This is a genomic window from Curtobacterium sp. MCSS17_008, from assembly GCF_003234185.1.
Lineage (GTDB): Bacteria > Actinomycetota > Actinomycetes > Actinomycetales > Microbacteriaceae > Curtobacterium.
On the sequence record NZ_QKSM01000005.1, the window covers coordinates 95,898 to 109,439 of the forward strand.

The 13,542-nt window shown below is 73.6% G+C and carries 15 protein-coding genes; 12 read left to right on the forward strand and 3 right to left on the reverse strand.

Annotation, left to right across the window (positions count from 1 at the left end):
- Positions 1-51: 51 nt before the first annotated feature.
- The 5 genes from folE to DEJ23_RS07495 all read left to right on the forward strand — a co-directional run bounded on the left by folE (position 52) and on the right by DEJ23_RS07495 (position 3,653).
- Positions 52-675 (forward strand): GTP cyclohydrolase I, encoded by a 624-nt coding sequence (gene folE / locus DEJ23_RS07475; protein WP_258375335.1) that lies wholly within the window; start codon positions 52-54, stop codon positions 673-675.
- Positions 672-1,610 (forward strand): dihydropteroate synthase, encoded by a 939-nt coding sequence (gene folP, locus DEJ23_RS07480; protein ID WP_111239653.1) that lies wholly within the window; start codon positions 672-674, stop codon positions 1,608-1,610. Before folE ends, folP begins: the two co-directional genes overlap by 4 nt.
- Positions 1,607-2,347, forward strand: coding sequence for a pyrimidine reductase family protein (locus DEJ23_RS07485; RefSeq protein WP_111239654.1), 741 nt, complete (start codon positions 1,607-1,609; stop codon positions 2,345-2,347). Before folP ends, DEJ23_RS07485 begins: the two co-directional genes overlap by 4 nt.
- A 17-nt stretch (positions 2,348-2,364) precedes the next feature.
- The gene (locus DEJ23_RS07490; RefSeq protein WP_111239655.1) at positions 2,365-3,018 is read left to right on the forward strand and encodes an HAD-IA family hydrolase; all 654 of its coding nucleotides are present in this window, start codon (positions 2,365-2,367) and stop codon (positions 3,016-3,018) included.
- A gap of 89 nt (positions 3,019-3,107) precedes the next feature.
- The gene (locus tag DEJ23_RS07495) at positions 3,108-3,653 is read left to right on the forward strand and encodes a type 1 glutamine amidotransferase domain-containing protein (RefSeq protein WP_111239656.1); all 546 of its coding nucleotides are present in this window, start codon (positions 3,108-3,110) and stop codon (positions 3,651-3,653) included.
- Between the two features lie 108 nt (positions 3,654-3,761).
- Here DEJ23_RS07495 and DEJ23_RS07500 read toward each other — a convergent pair whose 3' ends face one another.
- Positions 3,762-4,259 (reverse strand): molybdenum cofactor biosysynthesis protein, encoded by a 498-nt coding sequence (locus DEJ23_RS07500; RefSeq protein ID WP_111239774.1) that lies wholly within the window; start codon positions 4,257-4,259, stop codon positions 3,762-3,764.
- Positions 4,260-4,616: 357 nt separating this feature from the next.
- Here DEJ23_RS07500 and DEJ23_RS07505 point away from each other — a divergent pair, with 357 nt between their 5' ends.
- From DEJ23_RS07505 to DEJ23_RS07525, 5 genes are all read left to right on the forward strand, one after another.
- The gene (locus DEJ23_RS07505) at positions 4,617-6,200 is read left to right on the forward strand and encodes a DNA-3-methyladenine glycosylase 2 family protein (RefSeq protein ID WP_111239657.1); all 1,584 of its coding nucleotides are present in this window, start codon (positions 4,617-4,619) and stop codon (positions 6,198-6,200) included.
- Positions 6,197-6,736 (forward strand): methylated-DNA--[protein]-cysteine S-methyltransferase, encoded by a 540-nt coding sequence (locus DEJ23_RS07510; RefSeq protein WP_111239658.1) that lies wholly within the window; start codon positions 6,197-6,199, stop codon positions 6,734-6,736. Before DEJ23_RS07505 ends, DEJ23_RS07510 begins: the two co-directional genes overlap by 4 nt.
- Positions 6,737-6,874: 138 nt before the next feature.
- Entirely contained in the window at positions 6,875-7,723 is an 849-nt protein-coding gene (locus tag DEJ23_RS07515) for an alpha/beta fold hydrolase (protein ID WP_111239659.1), read from the forward strand.
- A gap of 49 nt (positions 7,724-7,772) precedes the next feature.
- Complete coding sequence (locus DEJ23_RS07520; protein WP_111239660.1) at positions 7,773-8,645, forward strand: hypothetical protein; 873 nt, start codon at positions 7,773-7,775, stop codon at positions 8,643-8,645.
- A gap of 154 nt (positions 8,646-8,799) precedes the next feature.
- Positions 8,800-10,275, forward strand: coding sequence for an APC family permease (locus tag DEJ23_RS07525; RefSeq protein ID WP_111239661.1), 1,476 nt, complete (start codon positions 8,800-8,802; stop codon positions 10,273-10,275).
- Positions 10,276-10,369: 94 nt separating this feature from the next.
- Here the strand turns inward: DEJ23_RS07525 and DEJ23_RS07530 are convergent, their stop codons facing one another.
- Positions 10,370-11,152 carry a LysE/ArgO family amino acid transporter gene (locus DEJ23_RS07530; RefSeq protein WP_258375336.1) on the reverse strand — a complete coding sequence of 261 codons (783 nt, stop codon included), beginning with the start codon at positions 11,150-11,152 and terminating at the stop codon, positions 10,370-10,372.
- Positions 11,153-11,222: 70 nt separating this feature from the next.
- On the opposite strand from DEJ23_RS07530, the gene DEJ23_RS07535 reads away from it, so the two are divergent.
- Together DEJ23_RS07535 and DEJ23_RS07540 are read left to right on the forward strand one after the other, a co-directional pair.
- Positions 11,223-12,143, forward strand: a complete 921-nt coding sequence (locus DEJ23_RS07535; RefSeq protein ID WP_111239663.1) for a LysR family transcriptional regulator ArgP — start codon at positions 11,223-11,225, stop codon at positions 12,141-12,143.
- 101 nt (positions 12,144-12,244) lie between these two features.
- Positions 12,245-12,742, forward strand: coding sequence for a hypothetical protein (locus DEJ23_RS07540; protein ID WP_111239664.1), 498 nt, complete (start codon positions 12,245-12,247; stop codon positions 12,740-12,742).
- 12 nt (positions 12,743-12,754) lie between these two features.
- On the opposite strand, the gene DEJ23_RS07545 is transcribed toward DEJ23_RS07540, so the two are convergent.
- Positions 12,755-13,534 carry an Fpg/Nei family DNA glycosylase gene (locus DEJ23_RS07545; RefSeq protein WP_111239665.1) on the reverse strand — a complete coding sequence of 260 codons (780 nt, stop codon included), beginning with the start codon at positions 13,532-13,534 and terminating at the stop codon, positions 12,755-12,757.
- Positions 13,535-13,542 lie beyond the last annotated feature (8 nt).

Sequence of the window (13,542 nt, forward strand, 5' to 3'; positions counted from 1 at the left end):
CGGTCGACAGGTGGCCGCGTTCTGCGGCCAGCAACGGTGTTGGATGAGAGGGTGAACGAACGTCTGGACCGCGCACGGATCGAAGCCGCCGTGCGCGAGCTCCTCCTCGCCGTCGGCGACGACCCCGACCGCCCGGAGCTCGAGCGGACCCCGACCCGTGTCGCCGACTCGTACGCGGAGTTCTTCGCCGGCATCGGCGTCGACGCCACGGAGATCGCCCGTTCGGGCGCCGTGCATTCGGAGGACGGCGAGCGCGGCCAGCTCGTCGTGGTCCGGGACGTCCGCTTCCGCTCGATGTGCGAGCACCACCTGCTGCCGTTCACCGGGGTGGCCCACCTGGCCTACGCGCCGGCGAGGCAGCTCATCGGCCTCGGCACCCTGTCCCGCGTGCTCGACGCCGTCGCCTCGCGTCCCCAGTTGCAGGAGCGTCTCGGGGAGCAGGTCGCCGCAGCCGTCACCGAGGGCCTCGACGCCGCCGGCGTGCTCGTCGTGCTCGACGCGACGCACCAGTGCGTGACGACACGGGGTGAACGACAGTCGGGTTCGTCGACGGTGACCGTCGCGGCCACCGGCACGCTCGCCGAGCCCGCCGGCCGTGCGGAGGCGATCGCACTCATCGGTGCCGGTGCCGGTGCCGGTGCGGGTTCCGGGGCCGACCACGGGGCGGACGCATGACGACCGAGCAGCCGACCACGAGCCTCCCGACCGTGTCCTCCGCACCCGGATGGGTGGTGCCGGACCTGCGCGACCCGGTCCGCACCATCGGCCGGCGGACGTTCGACTTCGACCGCCGGATCGCGGTCATGGCGATCGTGAACCGGACCCCGGACTCGTTCCACGACGAGGGCGCAACCTTCGCGCTCGACCGCGCCGTCGAGGCAGCCGTCCGCGCCGCCGAGCAGGGCGCCGACTGGGTCGACATCGGCGGCGTGAAGTTCGCGCCCGGCCCCGAGCTGTCGGCCGCCGACGAGCTCGACCGCGTGCTGCCGGTCGTGTCCCAACTCGCCGAGCAGTCCGACGTCGTCATCTCGGTCGACACCTTCCGGCCCGAGGTCGCGGCGGCGACGATCGCCGCCGGTGCCAGCGTCGTCAACGACACCACCGGCCTGTCCGACCCGAGGATGGCGTCCGTCGTCGCGGACTCGGACGCGACGATCGTCATCACGCACTCGATCGCGCCGCCTCGGCAGGAGCTGCCCTCGCCGCCGACGTACGAGGACGTCACGGCCTCGGTCGTCGACTTCCTGCGCGAGCGTGTCGACCGGGCGCTCGCCGCGGGCATCCCGGAGTCGCGGATCATCGTCGACCCGGGGCACGACCTCAACAAGAACACCGTGCACACCCTCGAGCTGACCCGCCGCCTGCCCGAGGTCGTCGCGCTCGGCTACCCGGTGCTCGCCGCGGTGTCGAACAAGGACTTCGTGGGGGAGTCGCTCGGGCGCCCCCGCGGTCAGCGTCTGTCGGGGTCCCTGGCGGCCGCGACCGTCAGTGCGGTGCTCGGGGCCCGGGTCGTCCGGATGCACGACGTCGTCGAGAGCGTCGACGCGATGCGCATGGTCGAGGCGGTCCTCGGCTGGCGCGCCCCCGTGGAAGCGAGGCACAACACGTGAACACCCTGCCGCCGTCGGTCGCCGGCCTGTCCGACGACGACCTGCTCGACCTGTACACCGCGGAGGTCCCCGACGGCCCGTGGCTGCGGGTGAACTTCGTCGCGACGCTCGACGGGTCCGCCTCGGCGTCCGGCCGTACCGCGTCCCTCGGCGGCGACGACGACCTCCGCGTGTTCGACCTGCTCCGCCGGGTGGCCGACGTGGTGCTCGTCGCCGCCGGCACCGTGCGTGACGAGGGGTACGGCCCGATGGTGCTGCACGACGAGGACGTCGCGTGGCGCCGGGCACACGGGCTGCCCGATCACCCGGTGTTCGCGATCGTCACGAACTCGGGGTCGATGGACGCGTCCTCGCGGGTGTTCACCGAGGCGCCGGTGCGGCCGGTCGTGCTGACGTCCTCGTCGGGCGCGTCGTCCTCGTCGGGGCGCGCGCTGGCCGAGGTCGCCGACGTGGTGGAGTGCGGCTCCTCGTCCGTCGACGTGGACGCCCTGCGGGGCGCTCTGGCCGCTCGGGGGCTCGACCGCATCCACTGCGAGGGCGGGCCGTCCTTCCTCGGGGCGCTCGTCGCCGCCGACGCGGTGGACGAGCTGACGCTGACGATCGACCCGACGCTCGAGGGTGGGGAGGGGCCACGCATCGCGACGGGTTCGTCGCCGGAGCTCCGGCGGATGCGCCCGGCGCACGTGCTGCTCGGCGACGGGGGCGTGCTGCTGACGCGGTGGGTGCGGAACCGGTAGCGGCTAGGGTCGGTCACGTGATCGACGTCGTGGTGTCCGGGGTGCTGTTCGACATGGACGGGACGCTCGTCGACTCGACCGCCGTGGTGGAGGACGCCTGGAGCCGCTTCGGTGCCGAGCACGGGATCGACCCCGCCGAGATCCTCGGCTTCTCGCACGGTCGGCAGACAATCGACACGGTGCAGCGGTTCCTCCCGCACCTGTCGCCGGACGAGCAGCGCGTGGTCGTCGACACGATGATCGCCGCCGAGATCGGCTACACGGACGGCATCGTCGAGGTGCCCGGGGCCGCCGCGTTCGTGCAGCGCCTGCTCGACGTCGGCGTGCCGGTCGCCCTCGTCACGAGCGCCCCGCGCGAGCTCGCCGTGAAGCGCATGACCGCCGCGGGGGTCCCCGTGCCCGAGGCACTCGTGCCCTCCGAGGACGCCGAGCGGAGCAAGCCGCACCCCGAGGGCTACCTGCGCGGCGCCGCCCTGCTCGGGGTGCCGCCGGAGCGGTGCCTGGCGTTCGAGGACGCCCCCGCAGGGGTGGAGGCCGCCATCGCCTCGGGTGCCACCACCGTCGTCGTCGGGACGCTCGAGGCGCCGGCCACCGAGGGACTGCCGCGCATCGCGGGGTACGACGGCGTCGAGGTCTCGTGCGAGGGGTCCGCATTCCGCATCCGGGGCTGAACGTCGGCTCCGGACTGCGAACGTCCCCAGGCCGTCCGGACGACCGTGGACGTCGCGCCGGGAGACCCCCGGCAGTGGAAGGAGCGACCATGGCAGCCCTCGACGGCAAGAAGATCCTCGTCATCGCGACGAACTACGGCGTGGAGCAGGACGAGATCGTCGTCCCCACCGACCAGCTCCGCGAGCGCGGTGCGGACGTCACCGTGGCGGCGCAGGAGTCCGGCTCGATCGAGACCCTCGTCGGCGACAAGGACCCGGGCAAGTCGGTCTCCGTCGACACCACCATCGGCAGTGTCAGCGGCGCGGGCGACTACGACGCACTCGTCGTCCCCGGTGGCACCATCAACGCGGACACCATCCGCCAGGACGCGGACGCGGTCGCACTCGTCAAGGCCTTCGCGGAGGCCGGCAAGCCCGTCGCCGCGATCTGCCACGGCCCGTGGACCCTCGTCGAGGCCGGCGTGCTGCAGGGGAAGACCATCACCTCGTTCCCCTCGCTGCAGACCGACGTGCGCAACGCCGGCGCCGAGTGGGTCGACCAGGAGGTGCAGGTCGACGGCGGCCTCATCACCTCGCGCAACCCCGGCGACCTGCCGGCGTTCGTCGACGCGATCGAGCAGGCCCTCACGGCCTGACCCCCTCCGCAACACGCAACGTGGGCGGTTGCTCGCAGCGACATCCCGCTGCGAGCAACCGCCCACGTTGCGTCTCGTGGGGCGGACCACGCGGCGCCGGTCACCGCGTCAGAGCGCGACGGGGCGTGCCGTGCGGAGCACCGCGGGGCCGAGGGCGAGCACGCCGTCGGACTCCGGGTCGCAGCGGACCCCGCCCCGCCCGCGCATCGCCCGGAAGGCGCCGGGCGCCACCTCGTGGTCCATCCACGCGCACGGGTTCGCCGGGCGGTACCCGCGGAACAGCACCGGACCGTCGCAGCCGGCGCTCTCGAGCGAGAACGGCTCGCCCCGGAGCGCCTCGACGTCCGCACCGCGCAGGAAGACGTTGCGCCGGGTCGCCGCCGGGTCCACCGGTGCGCCGACCGCCTCGGCGACGGCGTCGAGCCCCTCGAGGCCGATCACCGTCACGCTCGCGTGCACGTGCGCCCGCGCGGCGTAGTAGCGGTCCCCGACGATGCCGAGGCCCGCGCGGAGCTCGATCCGGTCGCGGAGCTCCGGTCCGTCGGCGGGCAACGCGCCGTCCGCCGGTCGCCCCTCGTAGCGGTGGCGCGGGGAGACGAGCAGCATCGCGACCTCGACGTCGGTGCGGTACGGCAGGTCGCCGGGGCCGGCCACGTCGTCGACGGAGGTCACGGTGTCCACGGTAGTCGGGCCTCCCGGTCGCACGGCGGGCACCTCCACGCGGGACGCCCTGCACGCGGGACGCCCTGCACGCGGGACGCCGCCCTGCACGCGAGACGCCCGCCCTGCACGCGAGACGCCGGCGGATCCCCCGGCGTCTCGGTGACCCGGCGGCGTCCCGCACGGACGCCCCCGTCTCACGCACACGCACCCGTACCCGCCCTCCCGTGCCCGCACGCCCCGCCCTGCTGCCGCGTCCGATTCCCGCCAGTGGCTGTCGGGGGACCGTGTCAGGCTGGCCGCGTGACGAACCCGGCACCGCCCACCGAGCGCGACGACCTGCACGCGGAGCGGTACCGCGCCGTCGCCTCGCGGGACGCCCGCTTCGACGGGCAGTTCGTCACGGCCGTGCACTCCACGGGCATCTACTGCCGCCCGAGCTGCCCTGCCCGCACCCCGCGGGCCGAGGGCGTCACGTTCTACCGCACGAGCGCCGCGGCGCACCTCGCCGGCTTCCGTGCGTGCAAGCGCTGCCTGCCCGAGGCGACGCCCGGCAGCCCCGAGTGGGACGTGCGCGAGGACGTCGCCGGCCGTGCCGTCCGACTCGTCCTCGACGGGGTGGTCGAGCGCGAGGGCGTCCCCGGTCTCGCCGCCCGCGTCGGGTACTCGGAGCGGCAGCTCAACCGGATCATGACCGAGGAGCTCGGTGCCGGACCGAAGGCACTCAGCAGGGCGCACCGGGCGCAGACGGCCCGGACGCTCCTCACGTCGTCCGACCTGCCCGTCGCCGACGTCGCGTTCGCGGCGGGGTTCTCGAGCGTCCGCCAGTTCAACGACACCGTCCGCGAGGTCTTCGCCCTCACCCCCTCGGAGCTCCGCGCCCGGCGGGGCACCGCCCCGGCGGTCGCCGACGACGGCTGGCTGCACGTCCACCTGCCCGCCCGCGAGCCGTTCGACCTGCAGGGCCTCCTCGACTGGCACGCGCTCCACGCGCTCCACGCGCTCGAGCACGTCGAACGCGACGTGACGGGTCGCGTCACCGGGTACGGCCGCCTGCTCTCCCTGCCGGGAGGCCCGGCCCGCTTCACCGCCTCGGCCCCCGTCCCCGGCACGGCGGGATCGGGCGCGGGGCGCACCGGGGTCGCCCTGCGCGTCCGGCTCGCCTCGCTGTCCGACCTGCCGACGCTCGTGGCGCGGGTCCGTGCCCTGTTCGACCTCGACGCCGACCCCGAAGCGGTCGACGCGGTCCTCGGTGCCGATCCCGTGCTCGCGTCCGCGGTGCGACGGGTGCCGGGCATCCGGCTGCCCGGAGCGGTCGACGCGCACGAGATCGTCTTCCGCACACTCATCGGGCAGCAGGTCTCGGTGGCCGCCGCACGGACCGCGCAGACCCGGCTCGTGGCCGCCCTCGGCACACCCGTCGACCCGGCCCTGGCCGACGGCGGCCTCCTGTTCCCGACTGCCGAGACCATCGCCGCCCGCGGGTACGAGGTCCTGCGCGGCCCGGCGGCCCGGGTCGACACGGTCCTGCGGGTCGCCGGAGCGCTCGCCGACGGGTCGCTCGTGGTGGACGGCGGGCAGTCGCTCGCCGACCTCCGGGCCGGGCTGCTCGCCGTGAAGGGCATCGGGCCGTGGACCGCGGACTACGTCGCCCTGCGCGTCCGGCACCACCCGGACGTGTTCCTGCACAGCGACCTCGCGGTGCGGAACGGTGCACAGGAACTCGGTCTGCCCGGTGGCGTCCGCGAGCTCTCCCTACGGTCGGAGCAGGTGGCGCCGTGGCGGAGCTACCTGACGATGCACTGCTGGCGACCGATCGTCGACCGCGCGAGCGCGGCGGCCGAGGCGGCGGCCGCCACCACGAACCACCAGGAGGACGAACGATGACCGACCAGCTCCCCTCGCCGACGGACCCGTCGGCGACCATCCAGACGCTCGACAGTCCCGACGGGCCCTTCACCGTGCTCGAGGACCACGAGGGACGGGTCCTCGCCTCGGGCTGGACCGACGACTCCGCACAGCTGCTCGCGCGTCTGGCCGACCGGTACCGGCCCGGGCACGTGTCCGAGGGACGGGTCGCCTCGGCCGACGCCGTCGAGGCCTACTACGCGGGTGAGGTCGAGCACGCGATGCGGGTCCCGGTGCGGCAGTACGGCACCGAGCTCTTCACCGAGGGCTGGCACCAGCTGCGGGCGATCCCGGCGGGCTCGGTGCTCACCTACACCGAGCTCGCGGCGGCGATGGGCCGGCCGGGTGCGGTGCGGGCGGCCGCGAGCGTGTGCGCCCGGAACGCTCCGGCACTGTTCGTCCCCTGTCACCGGGTCCTCCGCTCCGACGGGACGCTCGGCGGGTTCGCGTGGGGGCTCGACGTCAAGCGCGCCCTGCTCGAACGCGAGTCCGTCGGGGTCACCGCCCTCGTGTGAGGGGCACCGCGGGTGGAGCGCTCCCCCTGCTTGCGGGTGGTGACGGCCGCGGTGCGGACTGCCATGCTCTGGGTACCGACCCGCACGGTCCGTCCCGAGGACCCGACGCAGCGCCGTCGCACCACCTCGTGAGGACCCATGCACGCAGACCAGCACGCACCGCCCGGCGGGCACGACGACCACCTCGACCGCACCGTGCTGTCGGCGGACGGCACGCCCCTCGCGGTCGCCGAGGCGGGTTCCGGACCGGCCCTGGTCGTGGTCGGCGGCGCTTGGGACCACCACGGCACCCCGGCGGTCGACAAGGTCGTCGCGGCACTGCGCGACCGCTACCGGGTCGTCACGTACGACCGGCGCGGCCGTGGGGCGAGCGGGGACACCGCACCGTGGTCGATCGAGCGCGAGGTCGAGGACCTCGCGGCCGTCGCGGCTTCGATCGACGGGCCGGTCGACGCCGTCGGCTCGTGCGTCGGTGCGGGCGTCGTGTTGCGCGGGCTGGCAGCCGGCGTGCCGTTCGGTCGCGCCGTGCTCTGGGAACCGCCCTACCGTGCCACCGTCGACCCGCACGGCGACGACGTGCTGTTCGCGGACTTCCTCGACGGGCACGTCGCAGCCGGCCGTCGTGCCCAGGCGGTGCGGGCGTTCCTCGCGCAGGTCCTCGGCGTCCCGATCCCGTACATCACCGCCGCGCGGCTGAAGCCCGGCCTGTGGCGGGCACTCCTCGCCGACGCGCACGTGCTGTCCCGCGACGTCCGGGTCCTCAACGGCCTGTCGGTGCCCGAGCGGGTGGCGGCGTCGGTCGGGGTGCCCGTCCTCGTGGCGTCCGGCGACGGCGGCCCGGAGTGGATGCGGGCGGCCGCGGTCGCGCTGGCCGAGTCGGTGCCCGGCTCGCAGCACCTCGTCGTTCCGGGGCAGGGACACGTGCCCGACCCGCGGGTGCTCCGGCAGCTCGTCGACCGGTTCTCCCGGATGCCCGCCGCGGAGTGACGCGCTCCGCCGGCGCTGGTCGGCACGACAGGTGCGAGAGGATGGTGCGGTGACTGCTCCTCGCCTCGGCCTGCTGCTCGACGTCGACGGACCCATCGCCAGCCCGGTGACCCGGACGATCGCGATCCCGTCCATCGTGGCGGACCTCGTCGCGCTCGCCGCCGAGGGCATCCCGATCGTCTTCAACACGGGTCGGAGCGACGCGTTCATCCGGCAGGAGGTCGTCGGTCCGCTCCTCGACGGCGGCCTCGCGGCCGGTGGCCGGGTGCACGCGGTGTGCGAGAAGGGCGCGGTGTGGTGCTCGATCGGCCCGCAGTACGAGGGCGGCATGAGCGACCTGACGATCGCCGAGGACCTCGCGCTGCCGCGGGACTACGCCGACGAGATGCGTGAGCTGGTCCGCGAGGAGTACGCCGACCTGGTGTTCTTCGACGAGACGAAGCACGCGATGGTGTCGATCGAGCAGCGGGTCGAGGTCCCGAACGCCACGTACCTGGCGCGGCAGGCCGAGTTCGACGCGAAGGCGATGGCGGCCCTCGAACGGCGCGGTCTCGGCGTCCGCCGACTCGACGACGTGCGACCGGACGCGGACGGCGCCGTGCAGTGGCGGGTCGACCCCACGATCATCTCGACCGACGTCGAGTCGGACCGGTCCGGCAAGGACATGGGCGCCGAACGTGCCCTCGAGCTGCTCGCGCACGACGGTGAGCTCCCGCGCACCTGGCGGACCGTCGGTGACTCGCGGAGCGACTACGCGATGGCCGACTGGCTGCACGCGAACGGGCACGACGTCGCGCACGTCGACGTCCGTCCGTCCGACGGGGTGCCGGCGACGCCGTACCCGGTGCTCACCGCCCCCGAGGGCGTCATCCACGACGAGGCGGGCGCGCGCTTCCTGGCGGACTGGCGCCGCGGGGCCTGAGCCGCACCGCGCCGGCCGCACGCCGACGGGCATCCCTGACCCGCGCCTCCCGTCCGGACGGCTGCCCGTACATCTGGCCCGGCACCGTTTGCGAGCCGGGGTGGTACACCAGTACCCTCACGGGGTCCACCGCCAGACGATGACGGGATCCCCCATGGCATCACCCCTCCGCATCAAGTCGATCGAGGCGTCCCTCGCCGACTCCGAGGAGCAGGGCCGTTCACTGAAACGGTCCCTCAAGACGTTCGACATCGCCGCGATGGGCATCGCGGTCGCCGTCGGCGCCGGCATCTTCTCGGTCGGCGCCAACGCCGCCGCGAACTTCGCCGGCCCGAGCGTCATCATCTCGTTCCTGCTGGCGGCCGTCACGTGCGGCCTGGCGATCATGTGCTACGCCGAGTTCGCCTCCACGATCCCGGTGGCCGGCTCCGCGTACACCTTCACCTACGCCACGATGGGCGAGCTGCTCGCGTGGATCGTCGGGTGGGACCTCATCCTCGAGACGCTCACCGCGAGCGCCGTCATCGCGAAGTACTGGGGCATCTACCTGAGCACCGCGTTCGGGGTGTTCGGCATCGACCTGCCGTCGACGATCCAGCTCGGCCCGATCGGCTTCACGTGGGGTCCGGTCCTCATCGTCGGCGTCTTCACCGTGCTGCTCGCGTTCGGCACGCGGCTGTCGTCGCGCGTCTCCGCCGTCATCACGGTCATCAAGGTCGCGATCGTCGTCTTCGTCATCGTCGCCGGCGCGTTCTTCGTCAAGGCCGCCAACTTCACGCCGTTCGTGCCGCCGGCGGAGCCGTCCAAGGGTGCCGAGGGCGGCGTGCTGACGCAGTCGCTCGTGTCCTTCGTGACCGGTCAGGCCCCGGCGCAGTACGGGGTCTTCGGCCTGCTCGCCGCGGCGTCGCTCGTGTTCTTCGCGTTCATCGGCTTCGACGTCGTCGCGACCAGCGCCGAGGAGACCGAGAACCCGCAGAAGACGCTGCCGCGCGGCATCTTCATCGGCCTCGGCATCGTGACGCTGCTCTACGTGGGCGTCAGCATCGTCATCACCGGCATGGTGTCCTACCAGCGACTCGCCGACGAGGAGGCGCCGTCGCTCGCCTCGGCGTTCGACATCGTCGGGCTGCCCTGGGCGGCCGGCATCATCGCGATCGGGTCGCTCATCGGCCTGACCACCGTGGTGATGGTCCTGCTGCTCGGACTGTCCCGCATCGTGTTCTCGATGAGCCGTGACGGGCTGCTGCCCCGCTGGTTCTCGAAGACGAACCCGAAGACCCAGACCCCGGTGCGGGTGCAGGTCGTCGCGGGCATCGTCGTGGCGTTCATCGCCGGGTTCACCGCGGTCGACAAGCTCGAGGGCATGATCAACATCGGCACGCTGTCCGCGTTCGTGCTGGTGTCGATCGGGATCGTGGTGCTCCGGAAGAGCCGTCCGGACGCGCCGCGTGCCTTCCGGGTGCCGTTCTCGCCGGTGCTGCCGATCATCTCGGCGGTGCTGTGCTTCTGGCTCATGCTCAACCTCGAGGTCGAGACCTGGCTGCGGTTCATCGTGTGGCTGGCGATCGGCTTCGCGATCTACTTCGGCTACAGCCGTCGGCACAGCCGGGTGGGTCAGGGCCTGCAGTAGCGGCTGCCGAGGCAGCCGAACCACGAAACCGACGTCAAACCAGCTCAACGGGCTGGTTCGACGTCGGTTTCCTGGTTCGATGCGGACCGCGCGGCTAGGCCCCGACGGCGAGCGCGACACCGAACGACAGCATCACGACGGCGACGAGCCCGTCGAAGACCCGCCAGGTCAGCGGCTTCGCGAACAGCGGGCGGAGCAGTCGCCCGCCGAAGCCGAGCGCGCCGAACCACAGGCAGCTCGCGACGACGGCGCCGACGGTCCACCACCAGCGGTCGTCGACGCCCTGCTGGTTGGCCACCGAGCCGAGGAACACGAGCGTGTCGAGGTACACGTGCGGGTTGGCCCACGTGAACACGAGCATGGTCAGGACGGCCGCCCGCAGCGTCGGGACGGGAGGCGCGCCCCGCCTCGGCCCCGCCACCGCGGCCGTGCTCGTGGCCGGGCTCGTGGGCCCGTTCGCACCCGTGGCTGCGCTCGCACCCGTGGTCGCGCCTACGGTGGTCTGTGTGCCCGAGGCCGCCGCGGCCGGCACGACCACGCCGTCGTCGACCGCGTCCTCCTCGACCCGCATCACGTCCCCCGACGGGCGCAGTGCCCGGCGGGCCGCGAGCACCCCGTACACGACGAGGAACGCCGCGCCGACGAACCGCACCACCACGAGTGCGACGGGGAACCGTTCGACGACCACCCCGACGCCGAGCACGCCGGCCACGATGAGCACCGCGTCCGACACGGCACAGACGGCCACCGCGGCGGCGACGACCCGCACCGGAGCGCTGACCGCGAGGCGGAGCAGGTACGCGTTCTGCACCCCGATCGCGACGATCAGGGCGAGGCCGGTGCCGAGGCCGGCGAGCAGGGGGAGGAGTGCGGTCACGGACCCGACGCTACGAGCGGCCCGTGATCCAGTCCAGCTCACGTTCCTGCAGCACCGTAAGCTCTGCTGCATGCTCCGGCTGCAGCGGGACCACCTCGAGACGCTCCTCGCAGCCGTCGACCACGGCACCCTCGACGCCGCCGCTCGAGCGCTCGCGATCACGCCCTCCGCGGTGTCGCAGCGCATCAAGGCGATGGAGCAGCAGCTCGGACGGGTGCTCCTCCAGCGCACCACACCGGTGGCGCCGACCGCGGACGGCGAGGTCGTGCTCCGTCACGCCCGGCAGGCTCGTCTGCTCGACGACGAGACCGCCCGTGCGCTCGGGGCGGTCGGGGACGACGACGCCCCGGTCGTGCCGTCGATCCCGCTCGCGGTGAACGCGGACTCCCTCGGAACGTGGTTCCTCGACGCCCTCGCCCTGGTCCGGGCCGACACCGAGGTGGTGTTCGACCTGCACCGCGAGGACCAGGACCGGACCGCCGAGCTCCTGCGCGCCGGCACCGTGATGGCGGCCGTGACCGCCGAGTCCGACCCGGTGCAGGGGTGCTCGTCGGTCCCGCTCGGGATCGACCGCTACCGAGCCGTCGCGTCACCGGCGTTCGTCGACCGGTACCTCGCCGGCGCGGACACCGAGCGGCGCATGACGACCCGGCTCGACGCGGTGCCGCTCGTCGACTACGACCGCGACGACGACCTGCAGCAGGGGTACCTCCGTCGGGTCCTCGGGCACGCACCGCGAGGACCCCGGCACTTCGTCCCGACCTCGGCGGACTTCGCCCGGGCGGTCTCGCTCGGGTTCGGGTGGGGGATGCTGCCCGAGGCCCAGTGCCTCGAGGGTCTGCGGTCCGGATCGCTCGTCGAGCTCACCCCGGGGCGCCGGGCCGACGTCGCACTGTGGTGGCAGCGGTGGAACCTGGCGTCACCGCTGCTCGAACGGGTGACCGCGGCCGTGCGGGCCACGGCGCGCGAACGACTGCACCAGGCGACCTGAGCCTCCGGCGCCCACGGATCCCCACCCGAGCGGTCCGGTGCCCTTCGCTTCCCGGACGGCGCTGAGGAGCTGCACGGGTACCGGGGCCTACCGTCCACGGCATGACCACGCGAGCCAAGTCCGCCACGGCGCTGCTCGGCGCTGCCACCCTCGCCCTCCTCCTGACGGCGTGCGACCCGGGCGGCGCCCAGAACATCAACCCGGTCGGCAAGGTCCCCGGGGAGGAGGAGCCGTCGCGGTCGGTGGAGTGCGCGGTCGCGTCGAGCGCCGCCGTCGACGCCATCGGCACCGCGGTCGGTCCGCACGACACCACCGAGTTCGCGAACGTCGCCGAGGGTGACGGCGGCTGGTACCTCGCCACGTCGATCGTGCCGTCGGACAGCAAGGACGCGAACGACGACGAGCTCACGATCTGGGCGACCACCTCGGACCCGACCGCCGACGACTGGGACGGCACGATCTACGCCGTGAACGAGAACGCGAAGGAGGCGACCTCGGACGAGTCGCAGTCCGCCTCGCCGGCGCCGAGCTCCTTCAGCGCCGACTCCGACGCGGCGAAGCGCGCCGAGAGCTGCGCGGTCGAGGCCGCCGACCGCTGAACCCGTCCCTGGTCAGGTCTGGCAGCGCGGGCACCAGTAGGTGTCGCGCAGTGTGAGCTCCGAGTCGCCGAGCTCGCCCCGACGGATCGGTGTCCCGCACCGCAGGCAGGGCCTGCCGGCGCGGCCGTAGACCCAGAAGCGCCGTCCGGGTCGGTCGACGCCGGTCGTGACGCGGTTGCTCCGGTCGCGGTTCATCGTGATGAGCCGGTGCGACAGCGCGACCACCCGCGCCGGGTCCTGCACCTGTCCGACGGGTCGCGTCGGCAGGACGCCCCGCAGGAAGCAGAGCTCGTTCCGGTACACGTTGCCGAGGCCGGCCAGCACGCGCTGGTCGAGCAGCGCGAGCCCGATCGCGCGTTCCGCGTCCGCCGTCAGGTTCTCGAGCGCCCGGTCGGCGTCCCAGTCCGGACCGAGCAGGTCGGGGCCGAGGTGCCCGACGACCTCGGACTCCTGGTCGCGCGGCACGACCTCGAGCACGCCGAGCGTGAAGCCCACGGTCGAGACGTCGGCCGCGTCGAGCACCGCCCGGGCCTGGTGCGCCGGTCGTCGCCAGCGCTCCCCGGGGGCGTAGACGTCCCACCGGCCCTCCATCTTCAGGTGCGAGTGCACGGTGAGGTCGCCGATGCGGTGCAGCAGGTGCTTGCCGCGCGGGACGACCTCGTCGACGGTGCGCCCGACCAGGTCGAGGGTCGCGAACGCGGGGACGCGGAAGTCCGAGCGGGTCAGGACCTTTCCCGCCAGCGCGGTGTGCAGGCGTCGGGCAGCGCGGAAGACGGTGTCACCCTCGGGCACGGTGCACC